Source organism: Ulvibacterium sp., from assembly GCF_028285715.1.
Classification (GTDB): domain Bacteria; phylum Bacteroidota; class Bacteroidia; order Flavobacteriales; family Flavobacteriaceae; genus Ulvibacterium.
The window spans coordinates 255319-281075 of the sequence record NZ_JANQOO010000021.1; the positions used below are offsets into that span (position 1 = coordinate 255319).

Annotated in this window: 32 protein-coding genes and 1 tRNA gene; 24 read left to right on the forward strand and 9 right to left on the reverse strand. The window is 41.6% G+C overall.

The genetic code is table 11. The annotated features are described in order from the left end of the window. The 8 genes from Q0993_RS15135 to Q0993_RS15170 all read left to right on the forward strand — a co-directional run bounded on the left by Q0993_RS15135 (position 1) and on the right by Q0993_RS15170 (position 5435). Positions 1-420: a DUF1801 domain-containing protein gene (locus Q0993_RS15135; RefSeq protein WP_299534529.1), complete on the forward strand. Its 420-nt coding sequence runs from the start codon at positions 1-3 to the stop codon at positions 418-420. A gap of 9 nt (positions 421-429) precedes the next feature. Then, positions 430-1860 (forward strand): amidohydrolase, encoded by a 1431-nt coding sequence (locus tag Q0993_RS15140; RefSeq protein ID WP_299534531.1) that lies wholly within the window; start codon positions 430-432, stop codon positions 1858-1860. A 15-nt stretch (positions 1861-1875) separates the two neighbouring features. Further along, on the forward strand, positions 1876-2172 hold the full coding sequence (locus Q0993_RS15145) for a GNAT family N-acetyltransferase (protein WP_299534534.1): 297 nt from the start codon (positions 1876-1878) through the stop codon (positions 2170-2172). 2 nt (positions 2173-2174) lie between these two features. Further along, on the forward strand, positions 2175-2609 hold the full coding sequence (locus Q0993_RS15150; protein ID WP_299534536.1) for a (4Fe-4S)-binding protein: 435 nt from the start codon (positions 2175-2177) through the stop codon (positions 2607-2609). A gap of 3 nt (positions 2610-2612) precedes the next feature. Further along, positions 2613-2798: a Lacal_2735 family protein gene (locus Q0993_RS15155; protein ID WP_299534538.1), complete on the forward strand. Its 186-nt coding sequence runs from the start codon at positions 2613-2615 to the stop codon at positions 2796-2798. Continuing rightward, positions 2795-3370: a sugar O-acetyltransferase gene (locus tag Q0993_RS15160; protein WP_299534540.1), complete on the forward strand. Its 576-nt coding sequence runs from the start codon at positions 2795-2797 to the stop codon at positions 3368-3370. Before Q0993_RS15155 ends, Q0993_RS15160 begins: the two co-directional genes overlap by 4 nt. A gap of 49 nt (positions 3371-3419) precedes the next feature. Continuing rightward, a complete protein-coding gene (locus Q0993_RS15165; protein WP_299534542.1) occupies positions 3420-4337 on the forward strand; it encodes a DUF5050 domain-containing protein in 918 nt (305 codons plus the stop codon). 99 nt (positions 4338-4436) lie between these two features. Further along, positions 4437-5435 (forward strand): pirin family protein, encoded by a 999-nt coding sequence (locus Q0993_RS15170; RefSeq protein ID WP_299534544.1) that lies wholly within the window; start codon positions 4437-4439, stop codon positions 5433-5435. Here Q0993_RS15170 and murA read toward each other — a convergent pair whose 3' ends face one another. The 3 genes from murA to Q0993_RS15185 all read right to left on the reverse strand — a co-directional run bounded on the left by murA (position 5436) and on the right by Q0993_RS15185 (position 7775). Then, positions 5436-6743, reverse strand: coding sequence for a UDP-N-acetylglucosamine 1-carboxyvinyltransferase (gene murA / locus Q0993_RS15175; protein WP_299534546.1), 1308 nt, complete (start codon positions 6741-6743; stop codon positions 5436-5438). A gap of 15 nt (positions 6744-6758) precedes the next feature. Continuing rightward, positions 6759-7403, reverse strand: a complete 645-nt coding sequence (locus Q0993_RS15180; protein WP_299534548.1) for a DUF4290 domain-containing protein — start codon at positions 7401-7403, stop codon at positions 6759-6761. 84 nt (positions 7404-7487) lie between these two features. Further along, positions 7488-7775, reverse strand: coding sequence for a DUF493 family protein (locus Q0993_RS15185; protein WP_299534551.1), 288 nt, complete (start codon positions 7773-7775; stop codon positions 7488-7490). Positions 7776-7866: 91 nt separating this feature from the next. Here Q0993_RS15185 and Q0993_RS15190 point away from each other — a divergent pair, with 91 nt between their 5' ends. The 5 genes from Q0993_RS15190 (at position 7867) to Q0993_RS15210 (ending at position 12411) form a co-directional block, all read left to right on the forward strand. Beyond that, entirely contained in the window at positions 7867-8430 is a 564-nt protein-coding gene (locus Q0993_RS15190) for an ATP-binding protein (RefSeq protein WP_299534553.1), read from the forward strand. Continuing rightward, the gene (locus tag Q0993_RS15195; RefSeq protein ID WP_367279620.1) at positions 8427-10328 is read left to right on the forward strand and encodes an ATP-dependent DNA helicase RecQ; all 1902 of its coding nucleotides are present in this window, start codon (positions 8427-8429) and stop codon (positions 10326-10328) included. Before Q0993_RS15190 ends, Q0993_RS15195 begins: the two co-directional genes overlap by 4 nt. 1 nt (position 10329) lies before the next feature. After that, positions 10330-11277, forward strand: coding sequence for a methionyl-tRNA formyltransferase (fmt, locus tag Q0993_RS15200; protein WP_299534555.1), 948 nt, complete (start codon positions 10330-10332; stop codon positions 11275-11277). 178 nt (positions 11278-11455) lie between these two features. Next, positions 11456-11728: an HU family DNA-binding protein gene (locus tag Q0993_RS15205; protein ID WP_120710976.1), complete on the forward strand. Its 273-nt coding sequence runs from the start codon at positions 11456-11458 to the stop codon at positions 11726-11728. 122 nt (positions 11729-11850) lie between these two features. After that, a complete protein-coding gene (locus Q0993_RS15210; RefSeq protein ID WP_299534559.1) occupies positions 11851-12411 on the forward strand; it encodes a YqgE/AlgH family protein in 561 nt (186 codons plus the stop codon). On the opposite strand, the gene Q0993_RS15215 is transcribed toward Q0993_RS15210, so the two are convergent. Both Q0993_RS15215 and Q0993_RS15220 read right to left on the reverse strand, forming a co-directional pair. Beyond that, positions 12408-13259, reverse strand: a complete 852-nt coding sequence (locus Q0993_RS15215; protein WP_299534561.1) for an aminotransferase class IV — start codon at positions 13257-13259, stop codon at positions 12408-12410. The two genes, Q0993_RS15210 and Q0993_RS15215, sit on opposite strands and share 4 nt — an antisense overlap. 53 nt (positions 13260-13312) lie before the next feature. Beyond that, positions 13313-13696 (reverse strand): START-like domain-containing protein, encoded by a 384-nt coding sequence (locus tag Q0993_RS15220; protein ID WP_299534563.1) that lies wholly within the window; start codon positions 13694-13696, stop codon positions 13313-13315. Between the two features lie 132 nt (positions 13697-13828). Here Q0993_RS15220 and Q0993_RS15225 point away from each other — a divergent pair. Further along, positions 13829-13902 (forward strand) — tRNA-Met (locus Q0993_RS15225). A 97-nt stretch (positions 13903-13999) separates the two neighbouring features. Here the strand turns inward: Q0993_RS15225 and Q0993_RS21920 are convergent. Then, a complete protein-coding gene (locus Q0993_RS21920; RefSeq protein ID WP_367279628.1) occupies positions 14000-14080 on the reverse strand; it encodes a hypothetical protein in 81 nt (26 codons plus the stop codon). 190 nt (positions 14081-14270) lie between these two features. On the opposite strand from Q0993_RS21920, the gene Q0993_RS21925 reads away from it, so the two are divergent. The 4 genes from Q0993_RS21925 to Q0993_RS15245 all read left to right on the forward strand — a co-directional run bounded on the left by Q0993_RS21925 (position 14271) and on the right by Q0993_RS15245 (position 16625). Then, positions 14271-14438: a tyrosine-type recombinase/integrase gene (locus Q0993_RS21925; RefSeq protein ID WP_367279621.1), complete on the forward strand. Its 168-nt coding sequence runs from the start codon at positions 14271-14273 to the stop codon at positions 14436-14438. A 106-nt stretch (positions 14439-14544) separates the two neighbouring features. Then, complete coding sequence (locus tag Q0993_RS15235) at positions 14545-15114, forward strand: hypothetical protein (RefSeq protein ID WP_299534565.1); 570 nt, start codon at positions 14545-14547, stop codon at positions 15112-15114. Between the two features lie 171 nt (positions 15115-15285). Continuing rightward, positions 15286-15852, forward strand: coding sequence for an isochorismatase family protein (locus Q0993_RS15240; RefSeq protein WP_299534566.1), 567 nt, complete (start codon positions 15286-15288; stop codon positions 15850-15852). A 125-nt stretch (positions 15853-15977) separates the two neighbouring features. Then, positions 15978-16625 (forward strand): hypothetical protein, encoded by a 648-nt coding sequence (locus Q0993_RS15245; RefSeq protein WP_299534568.1) that lies wholly within the window; start codon positions 15978-15980, stop codon positions 16623-16625. 179 nt (positions 16626-16804) lie between these two features. On the opposite strand, the gene Q0993_RS15250 is transcribed toward Q0993_RS15245, so the two are convergent. Continuing rightward, complete coding sequence (locus Q0993_RS15250; protein ID WP_299534570.1) at positions 16805-17251, reverse strand: hypothetical protein; 447 nt, start codon at positions 17249-17251, stop codon at positions 16805-16807. Positions 17252-17478: 227 nt separating this feature from the next. Here Q0993_RS15250 and Q0993_RS15255 point away from each other — a divergent pair, with 227 nt between their 5' ends. Beyond that, a complete protein-coding gene (locus Q0993_RS15255) occupies positions 17479-19398 on the forward strand; it encodes a DUF294 nucleotidyltransferase-like domain-containing protein (RefSeq protein WP_299534572.1) in 1920 nt (639 codons plus the stop codon). Next, positions 19398-20057 (forward strand): PolC-type DNA polymerase III, encoded by a 660-nt coding sequence (locus tag Q0993_RS15260; RefSeq protein WP_299534574.1) that lies wholly within the window; start codon positions 19398-19400, stop codon positions 20055-20057. The genes Q0993_RS15255 and Q0993_RS15260 overlap by 1 nt, the downstream gene beginning before the upstream one ends. 2 nt (positions 20058-20059) lie before the next feature. On the opposite strand, the gene Q0993_RS15265 is transcribed toward Q0993_RS15260, so the two are convergent. Together Q0993_RS15265 and Q0993_RS15270 are read right to left on the reverse strand one after the other, a co-directional pair. Then, entirely contained in the window at positions 20060-21013 is a 954-nt protein-coding gene (locus tag Q0993_RS15265) for a phosphoribosylaminoimidazolesuccinocarboxamide synthase (protein WP_299534576.1), read from the reverse strand. A gap of 4 nt (positions 21014-21017) precedes the next feature. After that, positions 21018-21971, reverse strand: a complete 954-nt coding sequence (locus Q0993_RS15270) for a PhoH family protein (protein ID WP_299534577.1) — start codon at positions 21969-21971, stop codon at positions 21018-21020. A gap of 132 nt (positions 21972-22103) precedes the next feature. Here Q0993_RS15270 and Q0993_RS15275 point away from each other — a divergent pair, with 132 nt between their 5' ends. Genes Q0993_RS15275 through gldG form a run of 4 tightly spaced genes read left to right on the forward strand, consistent with a single transcriptional unit; the run spans position 22104 to position 25630 of the window. Further along, positions 22104-22934 carry an SAM-dependent chlorinase/fluorinase gene (locus Q0993_RS15275; protein WP_299534579.1) on the forward strand — a complete coding sequence of 277 codons (831 nt, stop codon included), beginning with the start codon at positions 22104-22106 and terminating at the stop codon, positions 22932-22934. Then, positions 22935-23225, forward strand: coding sequence for an antibiotic biosynthesis monooxygenase (locus Q0993_RS15280; protein WP_299534581.1), 291 nt, complete (start codon positions 22935-22937; stop codon positions 23223-23225). Between the two features lie 9 nt (positions 23226-23234). Continuing rightward, positions 23235-23966, forward strand: a complete 732-nt coding sequence (gldF, locus tag Q0993_RS15285) for a gliding motility-associated ABC transporter permease subunit GldF (protein WP_299534583.1) — start codon at positions 23235-23237, stop codon at positions 23964-23966. Then, positions 23966-25630: a gliding motility-associated ABC transporter substrate-binding protein GldG gene (gene gldG, locus Q0993_RS15290; RefSeq protein WP_299534585.1), complete on the forward strand. Its 1665-nt coding sequence runs from the start codon at positions 23966-23968 to the stop codon at positions 25628-25630. The genes gldF and gldG overlap by 1 nt, the downstream gene beginning before the upstream one ends. Positions 25631-25757 lie beyond the last annotated feature (127 nt).

The following is a 25757-nucleotide window of genomic DNA, read 5'->3' on the forward strand; positions in this document are numbered from 1 at the left end:
ATGTCCAATAACAAGACCGTACCCACCAATGCTTCCGTCCAGGAGTTTTTAGATAAAATTGAAGATGGGAACAAAAGAAACGATAGTTATACATTGCTAAATTTAATGGAGAAAATCTCAGGTGAACCTCCTGTTATGTGGGGTCCTAGTATTATCGGTTTTGGAAGTTACCATTACAAATACGATTCCGGAAGGGAAGGTGATATGCTCAGTATCGGTTTTTCCCCACGTAAGCATAATTTTTCATTGTATGTTGGTGCAGGTGTAAAATACAATCAAGGCTTTTTGGCCAAATTAGGCAAACATACCATGGGCAAATCCTGTCTTTATATCAAACGGTTGTCGGACATAGACATGGAAGTCCTTGAAGCACTGATTCGCTCCACATACGAACACGACAAGAAGAAATACAATAGCTAATCCAATCCCATGAAAATACCAACTGTACTCATAATGTTTCTTTTTCTTGGAGTTGCCGTGAACGGTCAAAAGTTAACCTCCAGCAAAAAGGCCATAATTGCATCCGTTGAAAAGCATCAAGCCGAACTGATAGCAATAAGCGATTCTATCTGGGCCTTGGCCGAGACCGCATTTGAGGAGGACGATTCCTCACGAATTTTGGCAGATTATGCGGAGAAAAATGGTTTTAACGTAGAAAGAGGTGTAGCAGGTATGCCGACTGCCTTTGTGGCCACCTATGGTTCTGGAAGTCCCGTAATAAGTGTTTTGGGCGAGTTCGATGCCCTACCTGGAATTTCCCAAAAAGTGAAGCCCACCAAGGAGCCTTTACAGGAAGGTGACTCGGGGCATGGGTGCGGGCATAATTTGTTTGGAGCCGCAAGCTTGGGTTCCGCTATAGCCGTAAAGGAATTAATGGAACAAGGAAAGATCAAGGGCACCATTAAATTTTTTGGGACTCCCTCCGAGGAGAAGTATTTTGGCAAAATATGGATGGTTAGGGAAGGATTATGGGACGGTGTGGACGTAAATTTAAGCTGGCACCCTTCAGCGGTGACCGAGGCCGATGTGCAGAGTTCCCTGGCTTTGGTCGATTTTAAGGTCGAGTTTTTTGGCCAAGCGGCCCATGCCTCCAGCGATCCTTGGAATGGGCGTAGTGCTTCAGATGCATTGGAACTCTACACTACTGGGATCAACTACTACCGTGAACATGTAAAACCTACAGTCCGAATCCATTATCATATCCAAGATGGCGGTCAAGTGGTCAATGTAGTTCCCGACTATGCCAGACTATGGGTGCGGGTCCGTGATACCAAACGCAAGGGGATGTTGCCCGTATACGAACATGTCCAAAAAATGGCCGAGGGTGCGGCAATCATGGCCAATGTGGATTATAAAATTTCTCTTATTTCCGGCATTTACGAAGTTTTGGTCAACCGGGCCGGTGGCGAGATTATGCAAAATAATCTTGAGCTCCTAAACCCTTTAACCTACACCGAAGATGAAATCGCATTTGGTAAAAAAATACAGGAAGCGACTGGCAAGCCCCAGGTAGGCATGGACAGTACCCTAAAGCCTTTTGCGGAGACCAAGGAGCATCCGGGAGGAGGTTCTACGGATGTAGGCGATGTTAGCTGGAATGTGCCCAATATCAATTTAAAGGTTACCACGGCACCAATGGGTACTCCATGGCACTCGTGGGCGGTGGTGGCGTGTGGCGGCATGAGTATTGGACACAAGGGAATGGTTCATGCTACCAAAGCGTTGGGTATGACCGCGGTTGATCTTTTTGAAAATCCAAAACTGGTGGAAAAAGTGAAAACCGAATTCAAACAACGCAAAGGCAACGAGGTATACAAACCTATGGTACCGGAAGGACCACCACCTATTGGAACGAAATAATATGAGAAATAAAAAATGAAAGATCTACAATTAAAAGATAACCCGGAAGCCAAGCGATATGAGGTTCATATTGATGGGCTTGTCCCTAGAATAGAATACATAAAGGTCAAGGATAAAATTTATCTAACGCACACTGAGGTTCCCAAAGGCCTGGAGGGCCAAGGAATTGGTACGTCCCTGGTCAAAGCGGTTTTAGAGGATATTGAAAAAAAGGACTTGACCTTGGTGCCTATGTGCCCATTCGTGGCCATGTACATTAAGCGTCATCCCGAATGGAAAAAATTGGTATTAAAAGGAATTAATATTGCTTGATTATGGCCGAACGAGAAATTGTAAAGAAGTATTCCAATGGAGAGTTGACCGTAGTTTGGAAACCCAAACTTTGTATACATTCGGCGATTTGCGTTAATACGTTACCCAATGTGTACAACCCCAATGAAAAGCCATGGATCAAGGCTGAAAACGGAAGTACGGTAGAATTAAAAGCCCAGATTTCGAAATGTCCTTCTGGAGCCTTAAGCTATGAAATGGATAATGCCGACGAAAAAGAGGGCAATGAAACGGAATCCGGGATACAAGTACAGGTTTCGCCCAATGGTCCTTTGTTGATCCAAGGCGACTTGTCCGTTATGTTGGCGGATGGGAGTGTTGAAGGGAAAAAGCGGACAACAGCATTTTGCAGGTGTGGGGCATCGGCCAACAAGCCATACTGCGACGGTACACATTCAAAAATTGATTTTAAGGATTAAAAAATGTTTGGACTATTTAAGAAGAAATCGGAGGTAGAAAAACTACAGGAAAAATATCAAAAATTAATGAAGGAAGCTTTTGATCTTTCCAAAAGTAATCGCTCCGCCAGCGATACCAAATATGCGGAAGCGGATGAAGTTCAAAAGAAAATCGAGGCATTGACCACTTCTTCCAAAACCCGTTCATGACCGAAAAGGAAAAAATGCTCTCAGGTCAAAATTACGATTCAAGAAGTCCTGAGTTGATCGATCAATATCACAGGGCGAGGAAGATTTTCCAAGAATATAATCGATTGGAATCCACGGAAATCCTGAGGCGAGACACACTTTTGGGGGAGCTTTTTCAATATTTGGGGAAGGGCGTTTGGATAGAGACTCCCTTTTTTTGTGACTATGGGGAACATATCTCCATTGGTGAAAATACCTTTATTAATGCCAACTGTTTTCTTTTGGACAATAATCGGATTACGATAGGCAAAAACGGTCTTATTGGGCCTTATGTGCAAATTTATACGGCCCTTCATCCCTTGAGGGCCTCGGAAAGGATTGTGGAAAACAAAGAAAAAGGAACATCCTATTTAACGTCTACACTTCCTGTAGTAGTCGGTGACAATGTTTGGATTGGCGGAAATTCGGTTTTAATGCCGGGAGTCACCATAGGCGATAATACGACTATTGGGGCAGGCTCAGTCGTCACCAAAAGTATTCCGGAAAATGTACTTGCCTTTGGCAATCCCTGTAAAGTAATCCGGGAACTGTAAACCCGTTATTTTCCACTATCTTTAGAATCTTGCTAAATTGATTCGACCCATGAAGATGAAGCTTTTCAATTTTCCGTTAATCTTGCTCCCTTTGTTTATGAGTGCCCAATCAGAACAAATCCAATCAACACTTGAGATATTTGACATTGAAACAAATGAAAGAAAAATAATACTGCGGGAGCAAGCCCATTTTGAAGCCCCAAATTGGAGTCCTAGCGGCGACTATTTTATCATTAACCAAAAAGGCTTGCTGTATAAAGTATCTGTGGATGGCGATAAAAAGGAATTACTCCCCACGGGAAATCTTAAAAATTGTAACAACGACCACGGTATTTCCTTTGATGGGAAATTACTGGCCATTAGTAACAATGACAGGATTGAAGGCGCTACTTCAGGCACCTCCCGCATTTATACCATGCCCATTGCCGGGGGTATCCCAAAATTGATCACCCTCAATTATCCTTCGTATTGGCATGGTTGGTCACCGGACGGTAAGACCTTGGTCTATACGGCAAAACGAAACGATAACTTCGACATTTTTAGCGTTCCCTCCAAGGGAGGAGAAGAAAAAAGATTAACCGATTCGCCAGGATTGGATGATGGTCCCGAATATTCCCCAGATGGAAAGTTTATTTATTACAACTCCATGCAATCCGGAAAAATGGAAATATGGCGAATGAAAGCCGATGGCAGTGTTCCCAGACAACTCACAGATGATTCCTATTCCAATTGGTTCGCCCACCCCTCCCCCAATGGAAAATATTTTGTGTTCATTTCGTATTTGGAAGATCAGGGGGATCGGCATCCCCCCATGAAAAGGGTCGCCTTGCGCCTTTATAATATGGAGAGTGGGAAGATAAGGACTCTATGCAAATTTACCGGAGGCCAAGGCACCATAAATGTACCTTCATGGGCACCGGATAGTAGACGATTTGCCTTTGTATCCTATGAGGAAATTAAAGAATAAATGTAGCCTTCCTATTTTTAAAAAACAGGTGAATAGAAGTAAATGTCGCAAAACCTTGGCTACTGAAATTCAAAATCTCAAATTTCAAAACCGTTATTCATGAAAAGTCCTATAAGAAACAGTTTTCCTTTAGGTTTTCCCTGGAAGACCCAAGATCCGTTTTTATTCTGTGTGTATCATCTGGACCATTATCCCAAAGGAAAGGAAGACATGTCTCCGGCGGCCTCTCTGGAAGGAAGGAATTTGGGGAACGACTTTACCTTAAAAGATGGTTGGCGCATGTACCACGGGCAGACTATTCCAGGTTTTCCGTCCCATCCCCACAGGGGTTTTGAAACCATAACCATAGTGAACAAAGGGTATTGTGACCATTCCGATTCCCTAGGTGCCGCCGGTCGTTTCGGGCAAGGCGATGTACAGTGGATGACGGCTGGTAGAGGTGTACAACATTCAGAGATGTTCCCTCTGTTGCATACGGAAAAGGAAAATCCGCTAGAGCTTTTTCAGATATGGCTAAACCTTCCCCAAGCCAATAAGTTTGTGGATCCTCACTTTAGGATGTTATGGCATGAGGACATTCCGGTTATTGAATTTGAGGGAGGAACGGTAAAGATAGTTGCCGGATCCTACAGAAATGTCATGGCGCCAAAACCAGCACCGGATTCATGGGCGGCAAATACCGAAAACGAAGTCGCTATCTGGAACATTCATTTAAACGCCAATGCTTCCTATACCATTCCAAAAACGGATACTCCCATAAACAGGACCTTGTATTTTTATGAAGGTTCTGAACTCAAGGTTGGAGGAGACACGATCTCGAAAAACTTTGGGATGGAATTGGAAACTTCCCATGACGTACTTATCAAAAATGGGGAGAAAGAGGCATCACTTCTGATGTTACAAGGTAGGCCCCTAGGGGAGCCCGTGGTACAATATGGGCCCTTTGTTATGAACACTGAGGAAGAAATTCAGAAGGCAATGCAGGAATATCGTATCACCCAATTTGGCGGTTGGCCGTGGCCCTATCCGGACAATGTGCACCCTAAGGAGAAGGGAAGATTTGCTCAATATCCCGATGGGTCTTTGGTGGAAAAATGATTATACCCGCACGATTTTGGCCCCAATGGCCCGAAGCCTGGTGTCAATATCCTCATAACCTCTATCGATCTGTTCAATATTGTGAATGGTAGAGGTACCCTTTGCCGATAAAGCCGCAATCAGTAGGGAAACTCCGGCCCTAATATCAGGAGAAACCATGGTAGTGGCCTTTAAAGTAGATTTAAAATCGTGGCCTATGACCGTAGCCCTGTGGGGGTCGCAAAGAATGATTTTCGCTCCCATATCTATTAATTTGTCCACAAAGAACAAACGACTTTCAAACATCTTTTGATGTATAAGCACTTCTCCCCTAGCCTGTGTTGATACCACAAGAATAATACTCAATAAATCAGGGGTAAGTCCTGGCCAAGGCGCATCTGCAATAGTAAGGATGGAACCGTCAATAAAATTCTGGATTTGATACCCATCCTCGTGTTTAGGAATAAAAATATCATCGCCCCGACGTTCAATTTGGATACCCAATTTTCCAAAAACAGAAGGAATAAGACCCAGGTCTTTCCAACTCACATTCTTTATGGTCAATTCACTTTTGGTCATAGCTGCAAGACCGATCCAACTTCCGATTTCGATCATATCCGGAAGCATGGTGTGTTCGGTACCGGCCAGTTGGTCAACCCCTTGTATGGTCAACATATTCGATCCAATTCCCGAAATCTTGGCCCCCATCCGGTTCAGCATTTTACAAAGTTGCTGTAGATAGGGTTCACATGCCGCATTATATATGGTAGTTTCCCCCTCGGCAAGAACCGCAGCCATAACAATATTGGCAGTTCCGGTTACGGAGGCCTCATCCAAGAGCATATAAGTTCCCTTTAACTTTTTGGCTTCAACACCATAAAAATGTTCCTCCCTGTTGTAGCGGAATTTGGCCCCTAGATTAATGAAGCCTTCGAAATGGGTATCCAGTCTTCGACGTCCTATCTTATCCCCCCCAGGTTTGGGAATATATCCCTTTCCAAAACGGGACAATAATGGACCCACTAGCATAATGGATCCCCTAAGTCCCCTACCATCCCTTTTAAAATCGTCTGATTGCAAATAATCCAAATTCACATCGTCCGACTTAAAGGTATAGGAGCCTTTTCCTTTCTTTTGAATCTTTACACCCAGGTCTTCCAACAACAATATCAGTTTGTTGACATCCACGATATCCGGAATATTATGGATGGTCACTTTTTCAGGGGTCAAAAGGACAGCGCATAGAATCTGAAGGGCCTCGTTCTTTGCCCCTTGGGGCGTTATTTCACCAGAAAGTTGATGGCCTCCTTCAATTTTAAATGTTCCCATGTAGGTTCAGGAATGTTAATATCGTTTTTTACCGCGATTGTTTCTTTGGTTTTTCTTATTGGAACCGCCACGACCTGTCTTGGATACTCTGTTCTTGAGGAACTGCCCACTTTCAGTGAGGTTTTCGTCTACCAAATTTATTTGACCATCGCTCAACTCATACAAGTGTTTGAATATTACCTTATCGTCTACGGTATCCTTGTTCCAATTTAAGTAGCATTTTTTCATGTGGTTGGCAATGGCGTATTCAAGACCATCTCGCATATCGCCCTTTTCCCATTTCACGGCCACATCGATCATTCTCTTGATATTGTTGCCATAAAATCGGTATTTAGGATGATTCTGGGGATACTCCAGGGGTTCCGGCCTTTGTTGCAGTACTTCTTTGGAAGTGATGGGAAATGGTGATTGGACATCGAGCTTAAAGTCGGACATGATAAACAATTGGTCCCAGAGCTTATGTTGAAAATCCGGTACATCCCTTAAATGGGGTTGCAAATTCCCCATAACACTAATTATGGCTTTGGCCACTCGGTTTCTTTCGGAATCGTCTTTAATGGAAACCGCATGATCCACCATCTTTTGGAAGTGACGGCCGTATTCCGGTATGATCAACTTGGGGCGTTCCGTGTTGTATTCTAAATTTTCTACTGGATTCAAATTAAAAATTTTAGCTTAAAAATTAGTATGGAGTCGTTCTTCAGGTATATGTGCAAAATAACAAAAATAACCCAAATACGCGTCCTATAGGGAAATTACGCCCTCCACCGCACCGACTTCCTTATATTTTTGGATAACCTCATCCGGGTTTTTTCTGTTTACGGTTATGGAGATACTGGTATACTTTCCTTTTTTTGATTTCTTGGATTCAATAACCGCCCCGGTGTTGTCAAAAATGCCGTGTATCTTGTCTATCTTCTCGGTATCCGTTGGAACAATGAACTTGTACAAGTAGTTGGAAGGCCAGTTAGTGCTTTCCTGAAGTTGTTCCTTTAAACGGCTATAGAACTCATCGGATTTCTCGTTATTCATGAAGCATGTTTTTGCAAAGATAAGGCTTCGGAAACAGATTTCTTAACCTAAGGGGTATTGATTATTTTTGTGCGTACCATATACATAACTATTGAATCCAAAAAAAATTGTAATCACCGGTGGGCCAAGTACCGGAAAGACTTCAGTAATCGAAAGCTTGGAAAAAATGGGGTTCACTTGTTTGCATGAAGTAATCAGAAGCATGACCTTGGCCGAGAAGGAACAAGCTGGATTGGAATCCTTTGTCATAAATCCCATTATCTCGGTAGAGGATCCCATCCAATTCAATACGCAACTACTCCAACAACGGATTGCCCAATATCAATCGGTCACGGGGAGCAATAAGGATATTGTTTTTTTTGATAGGGGCATCCCGGATGTGCTTGCCTATATGGATTGTTTTGGCCAGGACTATGACGAAACATTTACAGAGGCCTGTAAAATGTTTCGCTATGATATGGTATTGATAATGCCGCCCTGGCCCGAAATCCATGTTGTGGATAGCGCACGTTTTGAGAGTTATGAGGAGTCCCTTAGCGTACATGAGTGTCTACAGAATACCTATCGACATTTTGGGTATACACTCCATAGTGTTCCTAAGGGTTCGGTGGAGGAAAGAAGGAACCATATACTAAATCTGCTAAACCCGGAATGATGGAAAACCGTCCAAATGAGCTTTTGCAACGGTATTGGGGTTTTTCAGAATTTAGAGGTTCCCAAAAGAACATTATTGAAGGTGTCCTAAATGGAGCGGATATACTTGCGCTCTTACCTACAGGAGGTGGTAAATCCATCTGTTTTCAAGTACCGACCCTGGCCAGGGAAGGCATCTGCATTGTGGTTTCTCCCCTAATCGCCCTGATGAAAGACCAAGTGGACAACCTTAAAAAAAAGGGTATCAAGGCCATTGCGCTTACTGGGGGAATCCGATTGGAGGAGCTAAGCGATTTACTGGATAATTGTATTTACGGAAATTATAAGTTCCTTTACCTTTCCCCCGAGCGCTTAAAGCAGGAAATGGTATTGGAAAGGATACAACGGATGAATGTAAGTCTGATTGCCATAGACGAGGCGCATTGTATCTCACAATGGGGGCATGATTTTAGACCCGCATATCTGGAATGCTCTAAGTTAAGAGATTTGCATCCTGATGTTCCCTTTTTGGCCCTTACCGCCACGGCCACGGAAAAAGTAGCCGCGGATATTGTTGAAAACTTACGGTTTAAAAAACACTCGGTATTCAAGGATTCCTTTGCCAGGGACAATATTGCCTTTAGCGTACTATGGGAAGAAGACAAACTTTATAGGCTCAAGCAACTTTGTGCCAAGGTTCAAAAAAGTTCCATAGTCTATGTCCGCACGCGACGTGCGGCAGAAGAGCTCTCCAATTATTTGAATGCAAACCGTGTTAGCGCAACTTTTTTTCACGGCGGAATTTCCAATACGGAAAAGGAAAAAAAGCTGAGTTTATGGCTTACAAACAAGGTAAAGACCATAGTGGCCACCAATGCCTTTGGAATGGGGATAGACAAACCGGATGTAGAGCTGGTATTACATTACCAAATACCGGATTGTCTGGAAAACTATTTCCAAGAAGCTGGGAGAGCAGGTAGGGACGGTAAGCCTGCAAAAGCCATACTCATCACCAACAAAAAGGATGAAAAACAACTAAGGAACCAGTTTTTAAGTGTACTACCGGATGTTTCTTTCCTTAAAAAAATATATAACCGACTCAACAACTATTTTCAGATACCCTATGGAGGTGGAAATAACGAATCCTATCCATTAAACTTCAATGTATTTTGTTCGACGTATCAATTGAACACGATCTTGGCCTACAATGCCCTACGCATCCTAGACCTAAATTCAGTGATATCATTGTCCGAATTCTTTTTCAGAACAAGTACAGTACGTTTTTTAGCGAACAAACAGCAAATTTTTGAGTATTTGGAAAAAAATCGTACCCTGCAAGAGGTTGTACAAACGTTACTACGGACCTATGGGGGAGTTTTCGATTTTGACACGAAAATAAATACCGGTCTTATCGCCAAAAAATCAGGACAAAAGGAAGAAAATATTATCCAAATACTGCTTCGATTGGAAAAAGACGGCATCATCGAATATAATGCTGTCAATCAAGACTTGAATATACTATTTCTAGTACCCAGGGAAGATGATAGTACCATCCATGGATTTGCTAAAAATGTACAAGAGCAAAACCGGATCAAACAGGAAAATGTAGCCCATATGCTCCGCTATATCAATACGGATTCCCGGTGTAGGAACAGGCAAATTTTGGCATATTTTGGTGAGAAATGTAAAAAGGATTGTGGTATATGTGATGTTTGCTTAGGGAGGGCTTCCGGAGCTATTGAAAGTTTGGAATCGCTTTCCGAAAAGGTATTGACCTTATTAAGGGAAAAGAAAAGAACGTCAAGACAATTGATCGAAATCCTGACGCATGAAGAAGATAGGGTCTTAAAAGTGATAGCATATCTACTGGAAGATGGGGAAATACGAATAAATACCAAAAACGAATACGAATTGCTTTAATATGGGAAAATTACGGATCATATTTATGGGGACACCCGATTTTGCCGTCGCCTCATTGGCCAAATTGGTAGAAAGCGGTTATACACCAGTGGGTGTAATCACTGCTCCGGATAGGCCGGCCGGTAGGGGGCGCAAGCTTCAGGAATCGGCTGTAAAAAAATATGCCCAACGGCACGATATTAAAATTCTACAACCGACCAATTTAAAAAATCCGTCCTTTTTATCAGAATTAAAAGCCTTGAATGCCAATCTACAGGTAGTGGTCGCTTTTCGGATGCTTCCCAAAGAAGTATGGCAAATGCCGGAATATGGCACCTTTAACCTACATGCCTCCCTTTTGCCTCAATATAGGGGGGCGGCACCTATTAATTGGGCCATTATCAACGGGGAAACGGAAACCGGGGTCACTACATTTTTTTTGGACGAAAAAATAGATACTGGTGAAGTAATCCTTCAAGAAAAGGTTATCATCAAAGAAACCGACAACGCGGGAACACTTCATGACAGATTAATGCATATGGGAGCGGATTTGGTAGTAAAGACGGTCGTGCAAATCGAGAACCATTCCGTAAAAAGGCAGCAACAAAGCAACTCCCAAAATCTAAAAAAGGCCCCAAAAATACACAAAGAGACATGTAATATAAATTGGGATAATGGTATACAGGAAATCCACGACCACATTCGTGGGCTAAGTCCCTATCCGGCAGCATGGAGTACCCTAATCAATGATACGGAAACTATACTGGTAAAGATTTATACCGCTACCATGGAGAAGGAAAATCATTCCCATAAAAACGGCCAGGTCCTATTTGACAAAAAGGAAATTCGAGTTGCCGTCCCGGGTGGCTATATTCAAATTTTGGAAATGCAATTATCGGGGAAACGGAAAATGAAGACCCAAGAAATCCTAAACGGCCTAAAATTATCCAAAACTGCCTATATGGCCTGAGGCCCCGCCGTTATTGGGCTGCGAGAAACGTAAAAATCGCCCTACTTTATCAACAAACGTCTCGAGTTATCAACAAAAACGGGGATTTCCCTCCATTTTACTTGTGTTCGTGGCAAATCCATATAAATTTGTTATTAGGTTTTAAAATTATTTTAACAACAATTAATTTAATTACATTATGAACAAAACAGAATTAATCGACGCTATGGCAGCGGATGCTGGCATCACAAAAGCAGCGGCAAAAAAGGCATTGGAATCCTTCTTGGGAAATGTAGAAGGATCTCTTAAAAGTGGAAACCGGGTTTCTCTAGTTGGTTTTGGATCTTGGTCCGTATCTAGGAGAAATGCAAGGGAAGGTAGAAATCCTTCTACAGGCAAAACCATCCAAATTGCAGCTAAAAATGTTGTTAAGTTTAAGGCAGGAGCCGATTTAGGCAACGCGGTAAACTAGTTTATACGATTTTACTATATAATAGGGCATCCTTAACCAAGAAGTTAAGGATGCCTTTTTGTATCCGGGCTTTTGGTATTTTGGGGAATTGTTTTATTTTAGATAAACAAGTCCATACTATTATGCTAGGTCTAAAACCTAAAAAAGGTAAACTCCTTATTGCAGAACCCTCGTTAACAGGGGACGTTTCGTTCAATCGTTCCGTTGTGCTACTTGCCGAACATAACGAAGAAGGTTCGGTAGGGTTTATTCTCAACAAGCCTTTGGAATACCATATCAACGATTTGATTACCGAAATTACAATTCCTTTTCAGGTATACAATGGCGGCCCCGTGGAGCAAGACAACCTTTATTTCATTCATAAGGTACCCCACCTCATCAACGATAGTATAGAGATTTCGGATGGTATTTACTGGGGCGGGGATTTTGAGAAGACCATTAGTCTCATAAATCAAAAAATAATTTCCGAAAACGATATCCGCTTCTTTTTGGGCTATTCCGGGTGGTCTTCCCTTCAATTGGACCAAGAACTGTCTTCAAAATCCTGGATTGTGGTCAAGAACAAATATGAAAGCGCCATTATCCAAAAATCCTCTGTGGCCTTTTGGAAAGAGAAAATGATCGAATTGGGTGGCAATTACCTTTTATGGTCCAACGCTCCCGAAAATCCAAGTCTCAACTAATCCACAGCGCCCAATCGTATCACAGCATTCAGTTTTCCGACCAGGTCCCTCGCTACTTGCGCCGTGTATTCCTTTTTTCTGTATTTGGTAACGGATACAATACCCGAAATAGAATTTGTAATAAACAGTTCGTCGGACTTTTGAAGCTCAAAAGGGGAAATGGACACTTCTTCCAAACTATAATGGTTTAGGTTACCGATAATCTCCAAAAGTTTCTTCCGGATAATCCCATTAAGACAACCATCGCTTAATGGCGGGGTCTTGATGGTAGTTCCCTGTACCAGAAAAATATTTCCGTTCAAGGCCTCGACCACCATTTTGTTCTGGTTTAGCAATAAGCAATTGTCATAGCCATTTTCTTGGGCATAGATGCTCCCTGTTACATTAATAAGCCTATGGCTGGTCTTTAAGGTGGAAAGCAGGCCGGCATTCACATAAAAATCCTTAAAAAGCTCCACCACAATGGATTTTTCCTCCAAGACATAAAAGGGACTGGTCAGTTCCTTACATTCTACAACATAGGAAACTGCATTGCTTTTGGGTAAATATAGCCCCCCGTTATTCCTAAAAACGGTAAAACGGACTCTCCAGTTTTTAGTGGATGGATCGGCGTGAATCGTTTTAAGTATTTCAGCTTCCAGGAATTCCATGGTAAACTCCATAGGAATTTCCATACGTAATATGCGCATGGAGGCCATAAGTCGTAGATAATGGTCCTCCCAAAGCAAGATTTGCCCATCTACGGCACGTAGGGTCTCAAAAAGGGAGTCGCCATAGCGTAGTCCTCTATTTTCATGATTTAAGAAAAAAGCATTTTCGGGAAGGAGCTTACCGTTAAAATTGACCATAAAAAAACCTTGAAAAAAATCAAGGTCAAATATAGAATTAAAATAAGAAATCGTTATTGGGATCCCAAAACGTGTTTTAAATCGGAGACTTGATTTTCCCAAAGCATTTTGGCCTCGTCCACCTCATCCTCTTCCGCAAAATCCGTAATAAACAGGGAAACGTCCTTTGTGATTTCATCCACAATGATCTTCATTTCAAAATACGAATCATCCTCGTTTTCCTCCCAGGCAAATTTTACGAATTCATCGCTTTTGCGTTTTAGCAGTTTGGCAACCTCCTCGGAACCGTCCCAAATAAAACTGAACATCTCCCCACGGGAGTTTACGTTGTCCGCAAACCATTCCGAAAGTCCGGATGGGGTGGACAGGTATTGATACAGTAATTGGGGAGAGGACTGTATCACAAATTCAAGTTCAAATTTTATTTTATCGTCCATTACGATGATTTTTTCTTCGGGCAATATATATATTTCCAAATGATAAAAAAATAAAACCGATGGAATAATTTGAACTGCCAGAGTTGATAGGCACAAAATTAAACTTTATATTTGCAGCCGTTTTAATCAAATGGCGAGGTAGCTCAGGTGGTTAGAGCGCAGGATTCATAACCCTGAGGTCGGGAGTTCAAGTCTCCCTCTCGCTACAAGCCCTTCCATATTCCAGGAGGGGTTTTTGTTTTAGTGTCAAAGATTAGGAAAGGGGGTGGTTGACATCAAGTCCTAGGATATACTGACATCCCACTATCTTTTCAAGGCAAAATGCCCCGTGAAGGACCATCCCTCGATAAGATCATAGCGGAACCAGTAGTCCGATGAGGGCATGGCAACCCCACGAAAGGTACTGTCCCAACCCAACCCTGCCTGGTGAACTTAGGACCTACTTTAAGGAGTACAGGCCCAAGGAATACTTATTCGAGGGACCAGGGAATCGTCCCTATTCCTCATCAAGTGCTTTAAGAATAATTGTAAAAGCTGTCAACAAAGCAGGTGTCCCAAAAAAGGTAACCCCCATATGCTGCGACATAGTTTTGCCACCCATTTATTGGAAAATGGTACAGATTTAAGATTTATTCAAGAACTTTTGGGGCACAATAGCCCAAAAACAACAATGATTTATACCCATGTTAGCACCACGAGTTTGGACAAAATAAAAAACCCTTTCGATGATTTTGAACTTTGAAATAAGGAACAACCCTTTTCATCGGTTTTATTCCTATTTTAGGTGTATATAGATGTATTTTACATCCATATAAGCAAGTTGTGCTTAATTTAAAAAGGCAAAATATTTGGAAAACTGGTGGACATTAATCGGAACTCTTTTAGGAGCAATTATAGCTGGACTTGCAGTGATTCTAAATTCACGTTATACAGCAAAAACGACTTTGAAAAGAGAAAACCGCAATAGACTGATTGATGAAAAAGAAAGAGATGTTCAGGAATTGGAGAAGCTTTACCAAGACATTTTACACCTTCTGGATAAACTAATTAGGAGTCTGGGCTCATTGACCGAATCTGAACTTGAAAAATATTACAAACTAGAGATTCGATTGGATTTACTTTCAACCAAAGAGATTACCGAAAAGCTTAACGATGTTTCTAGTGCTATTTCAAAAATGGTATCTGAATTAACAAAGATGCCAGAAGAATTTATTCCAAAATTTGAGGAGGATAGCGAACGTAAATGGAGACTGAATGAAAGGAAAAAAGCGAAAGAAAAACGCGAAAAAGAATCGAAAAAATACACACCTGATATTGGTAGCAAATACAATGAACTAAGTGAATTGATGAAAATCGATTTACAGAAAAGAAGGATTTTAGATATTGATGAATATCTAGAATATCGTAAAAAAAACTAAGCACAACATTGGCTATAATTCAGCTTTCCCTTCTGCCCTATTTGAAAATCTATATCTTTAAATTGGCTGGATTTTTTAGCTGGAAAATCCCGTTGGGATTTCCCAAGTCGACCTGCCTGCTGGGGGCAGGAATCATAGCCGAGATCGTTAGCAAACATTTAAATCAAATTGATGAAAAGTAAGAAAGCTCTTTTGGTAATTGATATGCAAAAGGGTTCTTTCACGCCCAAAACCCCTCGATTTGACACGAGTGGAGTCGTAAACCGAATAAACGGACTGGCGGACTTGTTCCGCAAAATGGACTTTCCGGTAATTTTTATCCAACACGATGGAAATGGTACTGGAAAGTTTGAAAAGAACTCTTGGGAATGGGAATTGTTGGACGAACTTAAAATCAAACCGACTGACATTCGACTGGACAAATATGCAAACGATGTTTTTTACAAATCTGGACTTCAGGACAAACTTGCGGAATTGAAAACGCAAGAATTGTTAATTACTGGTTGTGCAACGGATTTTTGCGTAGAATCTACGATTCAATCTGCCCTGACAAAAGATTATGACATAACCGTGGTTGCAGACGGACATACAACAGGTGAAAGGCCTCATTTAAGTGCGGAAAAAGTAATTGGACACTATAATTGGGTGTGGCAAAACATGATTCCAACAAACGGAAAAATAAAAGTGGAAAACTACGCTGGAATAATAAAAACGTTTGCTAACACGGTGTATAATTAATTGCGGGCGGAATTTCCACATTGGAAATTCCTGCAATCAATTATCTTTAAAGTCAAGCGGACATTTTCCACGGGAAAAGTCCGCAACCAATCATACACATGACCGTTAGGGCACAATGTAAGTACATGAAATACCGACCAACGATTCTAAACATTGCTTCTTTAGGTCTAATGGTTTGGAGCCATTATACTTATTGGACTTCTAAAAGTACGGATGTTGAAGGCTGGGGAATGTTGGCTCTAATTGTATTGACTGGTGCTGGAATTTTAGGATTGGTAATTGACGCCATAATACAGAGATTTTCAAATAATTGGCTTCTGACCAATGTAATTGGTATTCTAATCTTGGCTGGACATTATATTTTCAATCTTTGGCACTCAAGAGAAAAAATTATAATTCTACCTGATAATTACAAAGGACATATCACAATTGTTTATGGTGTTGAGAATACAGAACCTCTTTTTAAATCAAACTTGAACTTTGGATACGAGGTCAAAATCCCAACATCAGGCATATTGTTTACTTCTACCAAAGAAAATAATGATGTCTCTAGAACAAAAGTAATAATGCGCAATGGAGTAAAGTTAAATACTTCAAGTGACCCTAAAGCACTTCATGCCCTTCTAAGTGGAAGAGGAAATTTTGACTGTAATGGAAAAAATTGGGAATATAGAAGTTGGCATATTTCAAATAAAAACTGGTGGAGTAGCAATTCGGATTCCGATACGACTTCAGTAAAAAAAATTAAAAACTATTGTGCTGGAATTAAATAAAAAACTTTGCCCAACAAGGGCTATAATTCATTGCTTCCCTAAAATTTACTGCTTACTAATGCTGGCCGGCAATAACAGACTGTCGGTAAAGGAAGTTTTGTCGCAGTAGTACAACCTTGCCTATGGTGAGTACTGCGGAGAGGGAGATATTACCCTTATTTGGAGTATTGCCACTAATTTCATAAGTCCATTTCGCTATTGTCCATTCCTACTCGATTTTTATCAATTATAAAAATATATTCTTTTCCTTCTTTAAATATTGAATAATAATTTGAATTAACTTTTTTAAAAATAGTATCACCGATTGCCACATGCTGTATTGAAAAATCATCCGAATTTTCACTATTAAAAGAGCAACTTAGAAATGTACTTTCATTTTCATTAATTCCAATGCTGATATAAACAATGTCATTCACGTATACATCGGATATTTTCTCATAATCATATTCGCTTGTGTATGAAAATTCAAATCTCTCTTTAGACCCTAGACAAAATCTTTGATCAGTAAAGATTTTTTTGTAAAGCATTGGTAAATAAAGTACTATGAGCATCAAAATCATTGTAACAATAATAGCTGCCACTGGCTTTAATATAAAATTTTTAGTCTTTTTAAAATCATTTTTCATAACTAATGATACTCCAAATTATTCTTCTGGCGTTTCTACCCATTTGATAACACTAGTTTTACTTCTAATGCCTTTCATGAAACATATTAAAAATTAAATAAATCTATCCAGGTAAGGTGAAAAACCTCCCTGCTTATCCACTAAAATACAAAAGCATAAAGAACCAAAAATTATAGTCGTTTTTTCTTTTCCAAATCATGAAGTAACTTTAGCTATAAAACCGCGGTATGCAAAATACCATCTCGGAAAGGGTGGCCGATTTTCTGGAAAACTTCCCCCCATTTAATGCATTGGAAAAATCCAAATTGGATAAACTATCCCAAGAGGTTTCCATCGCCTATCATGAAAAAGGTGGCTTGGTCTTTTCGGAAGACGAGACCCCGCACGATTTTTTTTACATCGTGCACGAAGGGGCCATTGCCCTTCGCAAAATTGCCAACAATGAAATTGTTGACATCTGTGATGAAGGGGATATTTTTGGCTTACGGCCCTTAATGGCTCATGAAAATTACAAATTGGAGGCCCGGGCACACGAAGAAAGTATCTTATACGGTATCCCGATCGCTATATTCAAACCCTACGCCAAGGAGAATGAAGAGGTAGGAAATTTTCTTATCGAAAGTTTTGCATCCAATACCCGCAATCCCTACTCCAAGGTACATCGTGGAAAACTCTACGGGAATGAAAATGCCCAAAACATAAACCCCGAGGTAAAGTTGTTGGACTTACAACCCGTAAGCTATTCCAAAAAAGTGGTGAGCTGTACCCCAGGTACCAGCATGAAAAAGGTGGCCGAGACCATGACAAAACACCGAATCGGCTCAATTTTAGTATTGGAAAACGAGCTGCCCATTGGTGTTATCACCGACAAGGATCTGAGGAACAAAATTGTAACGGGCCTGTTTTCCATAGACAGTCCGGCTTCGGAAATAATGTCGCATCCTGTGATTACCTATCCCAGAAAAATGACGGTGACCCAGGCCCAAATGGCCATGATGAAAAGCAACATCAGTCATTTGGTACTCACCCACGATGGCACACCGCATACCAAGGCTGTGGGAATCCTCTCCAAACATGACGTAATGGTATCCCTAGGGGACAATCCCGCGGTATTGGTAAAGGCGATTAAACGGGCAAAAAAATACAAGCAGATAAAGCCCTTGCGCAAAAGCATACAACATCTCTTACAGGGCTATTTAGATCAGAATATTCCTATGGGACTGATTGCCAAAATACTATCCGAGCTTAACGATACCTGTATTAAACAGGTCATTGCCATTTCATTACAAAAAATGAAGAGACCCCCACCGGTCAAATTTGCCTGGTTGTCCATGGGCAGTCAGGGGCGCAGTGAGCAAATGTTGCATACGGACCAGGACAATGCCCTACTTTTTGAAGATGTTGCGGAAAGTCAAAAGGCCAAGGTTACCAAATATTTCCTGACCCTCGCCAAGCATGTGACCCATGGACTCCATGTTATAGGGTTCGATTACTGCCCAGCCGAGATGATGGCCTCCAACCCCAAATGGTGCCTAAGTTTGCAGGAATGGAAGGATAAGGTATCCCACTGGATTACGAATCCCGGACCGGACGAAGTACTCATGTCCTCCATTTTTTTTGATTACAATGTTTCCTATGGGGACAAAGAGGTGGTAAATACGTTATCGGAGCATATTTTTCAATGTACCGAAACCTATCCGATCTTTTTTCTACATCTTGCCAGTGGTGCTTTGCAAAACCCAAGTCCAACAGGATTCTTCCGCCAATTTTTGGTGGAACAAGACGGGGCGCACAAGGATTTCTTTGACCTTAAACGAAGGGCGTTGATGCCCCTTATCGATGCAGCGCGAGTGCTCATTTTGTCTCATTCCGTAAAGGGAATCGGCAATACCTGGGAGCGTTATGAAAAATTAGCGGAATTGGAACCTAAGAATAGTGAGCTTTTTTTGGCCTGTTCCTATGCGACCAAGGCGCTCTTAAAGTTTAGGACAAAACAGGGGTTGTTGCATCACGACTCCGGGAGGTATATTGCGCTGGAAAAATTGAACAAGGAAGAAAGGATAAAATTGAAACGAACCTTCAAAACGATTAAGGAAATACAAGAATTGCTTTCCGTTCGGTTCCAAGTCTCCAATTTATTACGGTAATGGGACTTTTCAGCAAAAAAAAGAGAGGTAACTTTCCTTCGTATTGGGAGGAATACGAAGCTTTGTTCCAAAAAAAACAAACCGAAAATCTCCAAGAAGTCCGTTTTGTGGTTCTGGATACGGAAACTACCGGTTTTGATTATAACAAAGACCGTATCCTGTCCATCGGGGCCTTGACCTTGCAACACAAAAAGATCAAGGTAGCCGAAAGCTTTTCAGCTTATCTGGAACAAGAGGTCCATTCCAAGGAAACGGTTAAAATACATGGTATCCGCAAAGAGGGAAGAAAGGATACCATTCCGGAAGAGGAGGCCTTACAAAAGTTTTTGGCTTTTTTGGGAAATGCCGTTATAATCGCCCATCATGCCCTATTCGACATCCATATGATCAATGCCGCCCTAGACCGTTTGCACCTGCCCGATTTAAAGAACCGATATTTGGATACCTCCTCATTATACAAAAAAACACGCCTTAGATCCAATCTCATTCAACAGCAGGAAAGCTATACCCTGGACGAACTCGCGGATATGTTCAATATCTCAAAAAAAGATCGACATACGGCTTTGGGCGATGCCTACATTACGGCTATTGCCTTCCTTAAGATATTGGCAAAACTGCGGGAGAAAAGAGAGGTGACCTTAAAATGGTTATTAAAGTAAAATCAGGATTTGTTGAGATATTCCAAAACGTTGCTTTCAATCCGCTCCTGAATATTGCCTAAATCGGCTTTTACAAAAGTCTCTCCGATAATATTTTCGTACAGTTCTATATAGCGTTCGGATACTGTTTGAATGTAATCATCCGTCATTTCGGGGACGGTCTGTCCTTCCAATCCCTGAAAACCGTTCTGTATTAGCCATTGTCGTACAAATTCCTTGGACAACTGCTTTTGGGTCTCCCCCCTATCCTGTCGTTCTTTATATCCCTCGGCATAAAAATAACGGGAAGAGTCCGGCGTATGAATTTCGTCTATCAACACTATTTTGCCTTCCTTGGTCTTTCCAAATTCATATTTGGTATCTACCAATAACAGCCCTCTTTGGGCTGCAATTTCAGTCCCTCTTTGGAACAACGCCCTGGTGTACTCTTCGAGAATTTGATAGTCCTCCTCACCGACAATTCCCTTTTTCAGGATGTCTTCACGGGCAATATCCTCATCATGGTCTCCTTTTTCGGCCTTGGTAGCCGGAGTGATGATAGGCTCTGGAAACCTGTCATTTTCTTTCATTTTTTCGGGCATAGGTACTCCACAGAGGGTGCGCTTTCCCTTTTTGTATTCCCTTGCTGCATGACCGGAAAGGTAACCTCGAATCACCATTTCTACCTTAAAGGGTTCACAGGCATGACCGATGGCTACATTGGGGTCGGGAGTGCCCATTAGCCAATTCGGTACAATATCTTGGGTAGCCTCCATCATTTTGGTCGCGATCTGATTCAAGATCTGCCCTTTGTAGGGAATCCCCTTGGGCATGACTACATCAAAAGCGGAAAGGCGGTCTGTGGCTACCATGACCAATACATTCCCTTCCAGTGCATATACCTCTCGGACCTTGCCCTTATAGACACTTTGTTGACCTGGAAAATTGAAATCGGTGGTGGTAATCGTATTGGCCATTCTATTAATTCTGATGTTCTATATTCTTGTAGGCCTCTATTACTTGCTTGACCAATTTGTGCCGGATAACATCCTTGTCGTCCAGATATATCATTTCTATCCCCTTTACATTCTTAAGAATAAGAAGGGCTTCCTTTAAACCGGAAATCACCCTACGGGGTAAATCTATCTGACCCGGATCGCCCGTTATCAAAAACTTAGCGCTTTTGCCCATTCGGGTGAGGAACATTTTCATCTGGGCATGGGTAGTATTCTGGGCCTCGTCCAGGATTACAAAGGCATGGTCCAGTGTACGGCCCCGCATAAAGGCCATAGGTGCAATTTGTATGGTACCGTTTTCAAGGTAGTGGGCCAGCTTTTCGGAGGGGATCATATCTCGTAAGGCATCGTATAAGGGCTGCATGTAGGGATCTAGTTTTTCCTTGAGGTCCCCAGGTAAAAAGCCCAGGTTTTCACCGGCCTCCACGGCGGGCCTTGTTAAGATAATGCGCTTTACTTGCTTTTCTTTTAATGCCTTTACGGCCAGGGCTACCCCGGTATAGGTCTTACCCGTTCCGGCCGGACCAATGGCAAAGACCATATCATTTGCGTTTACCGCATCTACCAATTTGCGTTGGTTTGCGGTCTGCGCTTTGATAAGTCTTCCGCTAACACCATGTACCAGAACATCTCCACTCTTATCCGACGATTTGTAATCTTCCTCGGTAGTGCTTGTAAGCACCCGTTCAATCACGTTCTCGTCCAATTTGTTGTATTTGGCAAAATGCGCGGCCAGCATGTCAAAACGCCGATCAAACTCCTCAAGCCGTTCTTCGTCCCCGTAAACCTTGATCTTATTGCCCCTAGCCACAATTTTCAACTGAGGGAAATACTTTTTTAATATGTCTATATTTTCATTTTGCCGCCCAAAAAACTCTCTGGGGCTTATTTCGGTAAGTTCTAGGATAAGTTCGTTCAAAAATTAGTGGTATTTAAAGAATTAAGGGTAGAAAAATTATAATTTCGCAAGGCTGTTTTTTTGTTTAATTTTGCTCAACAAACTTAAGTAAAATTTCAGTTTGCCTAACCAAAAACATATCAACATTGCTGCATGGCAATCATTACCCTCACTACAGATTTTGGACTAAAAGACCATTTTTCCGGTATCTTAAAGGGTGCCATCTACAAGGAACTGCCGGATGCCATAATTGTTGATATTTCGCACCAAATAAGCCCTTTCAATATTCAGGAGTGCGCCTATATCCTGGCAAACTCCTACAGAAATTTTCCTGAAGGGAGCATTCACATTGTTGGGGTGGATGCAGAACCCACCCAAGAAAACCAGCATATTGCGGTCTTGGTGGATGGGCATTATTTCGTAACTGCGAATACTGGGGTAATCGGTCTTATCACTTCTGAGATGAGGCCAGAAAAAGCCGTAGAGATACAACTACCCAATCTAACTTCGGGCCCGTTCCCTACTTTGGATGTCTTGGTTCAAGTGGCTTGTCATATTGCTCGTGGAGGCACTTTGGAGGTAGTGGGCAAACCGTTTGGGCAACTCAAGGAATTACGGGATTTTTCACCAAGGACAAGTGAGGATGGCAAAAAAATTATGGGTAGTGTAATCTATATTGATAATTACGGGAACGTAGTTACAAACATCCATAAAAAGTTTTTTTTGGGGTACAAAAAGGGAAGGGATTTTGAAATCCAAGCCAGAACCACAAAGCTAAAGGACATCCATGATAATTATAGCGACATCATAAATTTTAATCTTGATAAAAACAGGCGCAAAGGTGCAGGGGATTTGCTGGCCATCTTTAATTCGGCCGGGTATATTGAACTGGCCATTTACAAAAGTAACCTCAGCACTGTAGGAGGAGCCTCTACCCTTTTGGGATTGGATTATAGGGATACCATAACCATTAATTTTCTCTAAATGTTGGTACGCATTGTAAAATTGACTTTCAAAAAAGAAAATATTGCTAGTTTTGAGCGGATTTTTGCCGAAACCCGACAAAAAATTCAGGCTTTCAAAGGTTGTACATTGTTGGAACTTTATCAAGACATGGATAATCCCGCCGTTTTTTTCACCCAGAGTCATTGGGAAGATGCCAAGTGCTTGGACGACTATAGACAATCCAATCTTTTTAGGGAGACTTGGAACAAGACCAAGGTCCTTTTCGATGCAAAACCGGAAGCATGGAGCTTATCTAAAAAAATGGGATGACCTAGACATATGTTGGCAATTTTTAAAAGAGAAATACAATCCTTCTTTACCTCTTCCATAGGTTATCTGGTCATTGGATTGTTCTTTTTACTCAATGGTCTTTTCCTATGGGTCTTCCAAGGCCCCTTCAATATTTTTGACTATGGCTTTGCGGATTTGGGAAACTTTTTTCTTTTGGCTCCCTGGATATTTTTGTTGTTGATTCCGGCTCTGACGATGCGAAGTTTCTCCGAAGAAAAGAAATTGGGCACCTTGGAACTACAACTCATTAAACCCATAACCCATTGGCAACTGGTTATGGGAAAGTTTTTGGGAACCTTTGCTTTGGTGCTCACCACTTTATTGCCAACCTTCCTCTATGTACATACCATCTCACAATTGGGGGTTACCCCTGGGAATCTGGATTTAGGATTGGTCTATGGGTCATATATAGGCCTTTTATTTTTGGCGGCGACTTACAACGCCATTGGCTTGTTTACCTCGGTCCTGAACGAAAATCAGATCATGGCCTTTATGCTCTCTACGGTATTATGCTTTTTTATGTACTATGGTTTTGAAGCTTTGGCTACCCTGATTCCTGATAGCAGGTTGGGGCTTTTTATTAAGGAATTGGGCATGAAAGCCCATTTTGAAAGCGTGGCCAGAGGGGTCCTGGATAGTAGGGATTTGATTTATTTCATTAGCCTTACGGGGTTCTTCCTAGGTATGATTGTAATTCAACTTAAGTACGGAAAACGATAATGAGAAAAGGTGCTACATCCATTATAAAGGGAATTATCCTTGTCATAGCCCTAAACCTTGTTGCCAGCTTGTTCTATATCCGTTTAGATCTTACGGAAGATGGGAGGTATACCCTATCCCAACCTTCGATCAATACCGTAAGCCATTTTGAAAGCCCTGTAATCGTGGATATTCTTTTGGAAGGTAACCTCACTCCCGAGTTTTTAAAGCTACAAACCGAAACAAGATCCCTATTGGAGGAATTTGCGGAAGAAAACCCCAATCTAAAGTTTAATTTTGTAAATCCCTTGGAGGGAGAAGAGCAAGTTGATGGTGTCATCACCGACCTCCAGTCCCTGGGGCTCACCCCCACCCGGGTTACCATGGAGGATAATGCATCCTTTTCCCAGGATATTGTTTTTCCTTGGGCCATGGTGAATTATAGAAATGCGACGGTAAAAGTGCCCCTGCTAAAAAATAGGCTGGGAGCCACTACCGAAGATCGCATCAATAATTCCGTACAGCACTTGGAATATGCCTTCGCTGACGCCTTTACCAAGATTACATTAAAGGAGAAAAAGCGGATTGCAGTCATTAAAGGAAATGGCGAACTGGAGGATATCTACATGGCGGATTTCCTAACCACGATCCGGGACTATTATAATTTGGGGGCTATTACGTTGGATTCGGTGACCTCAAATCCGCAAAAAACATTGGATGACCTTAAGCAATACGATTTAGCGCTAATTGCCAAACCAACAGAGGCCTTTTCCGATGCGGAAAAATATATCTTAGACCAATTTATTGTCAATGGCGGAAAGTCGGTTTGGCTCATTGACCAGGTGGCCATGGAACTGGATAGTCTCTTCAATGAAAGCGGTACGGCTATGGCCCTACCCCGGGATTTAAATCTTAACGACTTCTTTTTTAGCTATGGTGTCCGCATAAACCCCGTTTTGATCAATGATCTGTATTTTACCCAAATTGTTTTGGCCAGTGGAGAGGGTAATAACTCCCAATACGATCCGGTGCCCTGGTACTATAACCCAATGGTTTTCTCTCAAAACAATCATCCGATTACCCACAATTTAGAAGCCCTACGATTCCAGTTTGCCAATGCCATGGATACCTTGTCCAACTCCAATACAAAAACTATACTCTATCGTAGTTCGCCCCTTTCCAGAATGGAAGGTACCCCTAAGCAAATAAGCCTGGATGTTTTAAACGCCCCCCCGAACAAAGATTTATATAACGACGGAAATAAGGCACTGGCCGTTCTGATCCATGGGAAGTTTAAATCTGCCTTTGCCAATCGTATAAAACCGGTTACACTGAAGGGAGCCCTGGAACAAGGAAATGAAAATAAAATGCTGGTAATAGCCGATGGAGACTTGATAAAAAATCAATTGCGAAATGGTAGGCCTCTGGAATTGGGATATGACAAATGGACCAATAATTTTTATGGCAACAAGGAATTTTTAGTCAATGCCTTTAATTACTTATTGGATGATACCGGACTTATAAACATCCGAAGCAAGAAAGTAGCTATTCCTTTGTTAGATGCCCAAAAAATAGCAGCGGAAAAAACGAAATGGCAGCTAATAAATATAGGTGTTCCCATACTCCTGACCTTAATTTTTGGTCTTGTTTTCAATTACTGGAGAAGACGAAAATACGGCTCCTAGATGTTAATAAGTTTGTTTCGGTAAAAAATACATTTAAAATATCTTTGTTTGATTGCCATTGGTCGATGTTGGCCCCATTTAAATAGGGCCGGGAAGTATTTTCCCGATAAGCATCGCTAAGGGTATG

Coding starts and splice junctions, on each gene's coding strand:
- Q0993_RS15135 (WP_299534529.1), top strand. CDS start 1: ATGTCCAATAACAAGACCGTACCCACCAATGCTTCCGTCCAGGAGTTT.
- Q0993_RS15140 (WP_299534531.1), top strand. CDS start 430: ATGAAAATACCAACTGTACTCATAATGTTTCTTTTTCTTGGAGTTGCC.
- Q0993_RS15145 (WP_299534534.1), top strand. CDS start 1,876: ATGAAAGATCTACAATTAAAAGATAACCCGGAAGCCAAGCGATATGAG.
- Q0993_RS15150 (WP_299534536.1), top strand. CDS start 2,175: ATGGCCGAACGAGAAATTGTAAAGAAGTATTCCAATGGAGAGTTGACC.
- Q0993_RS15155 (WP_299534538.1), top strand. CDS start 2,613: ATGTTTGGACTATTTAAGAAGAAATCGGAGGTAGAAAAACTACAGGAA.
- Q0993_RS15160 (WP_299534540.1), top strand. CDS start 2,795: ATGACCGAAAAGGAAAAAATGCTCTCAGGTCAAAATTACGATTCAAGA.
- Q0993_RS15165 (WP_299534542.1), top strand. CDS start 3,420: ATGAAGATGAAGCTTTTCAATTTTCCGTTAATCTTGCTCCCTTTGTTT.
- Q0993_RS15170 (WP_299534544.1), top strand. CDS start 4,437: ATGAAAAGTCCTATAAGAAACAGTTTTCCTTTAGGTTTTCCCTGGAAG.
- murA (WP_299534546.1), bottom strand. CDS start 6,743: ATGGGAACATTTAAAATTGAAGGAGGCCATCAACTTTCTGGTGAAATA.
- Q0993_RS15185 (WP_299534551.1), bottom strand. CDS start 7,775: ATGAATAACGAGAAATCCGATGAGTTCTATAGCCGTTTAAAGGAACAA.
- Q0993_RS15195 (WP_367279620.1), top strand. CDS start 8,427: ATGATGGAAAACCGTCCAAATGAGCTTTTGCAACGGTATTGGGGTTTT.
- fmt (WP_299534555.1), top strand. CDS start 10,330: ATGGGAAAATTACGGATCATATTTATGGGGACACCCGATTTTGCCGTC.
- Q0993_RS15205 (WP_120710976.1), top strand. CDS start 11,456: ATGAACAAAACAGAATTAATCGACGCTATGGCAGCGGATGCTGGCATC.
- Q0993_RS15210 (WP_299534559.1), top strand. CDS start 11,851: ATGCTAGGTCTAAAACCTAAAAAAGGTAAACTCCTTATTGCAGAACCC.
- Q0993_RS15215 (WP_299534561.1), bottom strand. CDS start 13,259: ATGGTCAATTTTAACGGTAAGCTCCTTCCCGAAAATGCTTTTTTCTTA.
- Q0993_RS15220 (WP_299534563.1), bottom strand. CDS start 13,696: ATGGACGATAAAATAAAATTTGAACTTGAATTTGTGATACAGTCCTCT.
- Q0993_RS21920 (WP_367279628.1), bottom strand. CDS start 14,080: ATGCCCTCATCGGACTACTGGTTCCGCTATGATCTTATCGAGGGATGG.
- Q0993_RS21925 (WP_367279621.1), top strand. CDS start 14,271: ATGCTGCGACATAGTTTTGCCACCCATTTATTGGAAAATGGTACAGAT.
- Q0993_RS15240 (WP_299534566.1), top strand. CDS start 15,286: ATGAAAAGTAAGAAAGCTCTTTTGGTAATTGATATGCAAAAGGGTTCT.
- Q0993_RS15245 (WP_299534568.1), top strand. CDS start 15,978: ATGAAATACCGACCAACGATTCTAAACATTGCTTCTTTAGGTCTAATG.
- Q0993_RS15250 (WP_299534570.1), bottom strand. CDS start 17,251: ATGAAAAATGATTTTAAAAAGACTAAAAATTTTATATTAAAGCCAGTG.
- Q0993_RS15255 (WP_299534572.1), top strand. CDS start 17,479: ATGCAAAATACCATCTCGGAAAGGGTGGCCGATTTTCTGGAAAACTTC.
- Q0993_RS15260 (WP_299534574.1), top strand. CDS start 19,398: ATGGGACTTTTCAGCAAAAAAAAGAGAGGTAACTTTCCTTCGTATTGG.
- Q0993_RS15265 (WP_299534576.1), bottom strand. CDS start 21,013: ATGGCCAATACGATTACCACCACCGATTTCAATTTTCCAGGTCAACAA.
- Q0993_RS15275 (WP_299534579.1), top strand. CDS start 22,104: ATGGCAATCATTACCCTCACTACAGATTTTGGACTAAAAGACCATTTT.
- Q0993_RS15280 (WP_299534581.1), top strand. CDS start 22,935: ATGTTGGTACGCATTGTAAAATTGACTTTCAAAAAAGAAAATATTGCT.
- gldF (WP_299534583.1), top strand. CDS start 23,235: ATGTTGGCAATTTTTAAAAGAGAAATACAATCCTTCTTTACCTCTTCC.
- gldG (WP_299534585.1), top strand. CDS start 23,966: ATGAGAAAAGGTGCTACATCCATTATAAAGGGAATTATCCTTGTCATA.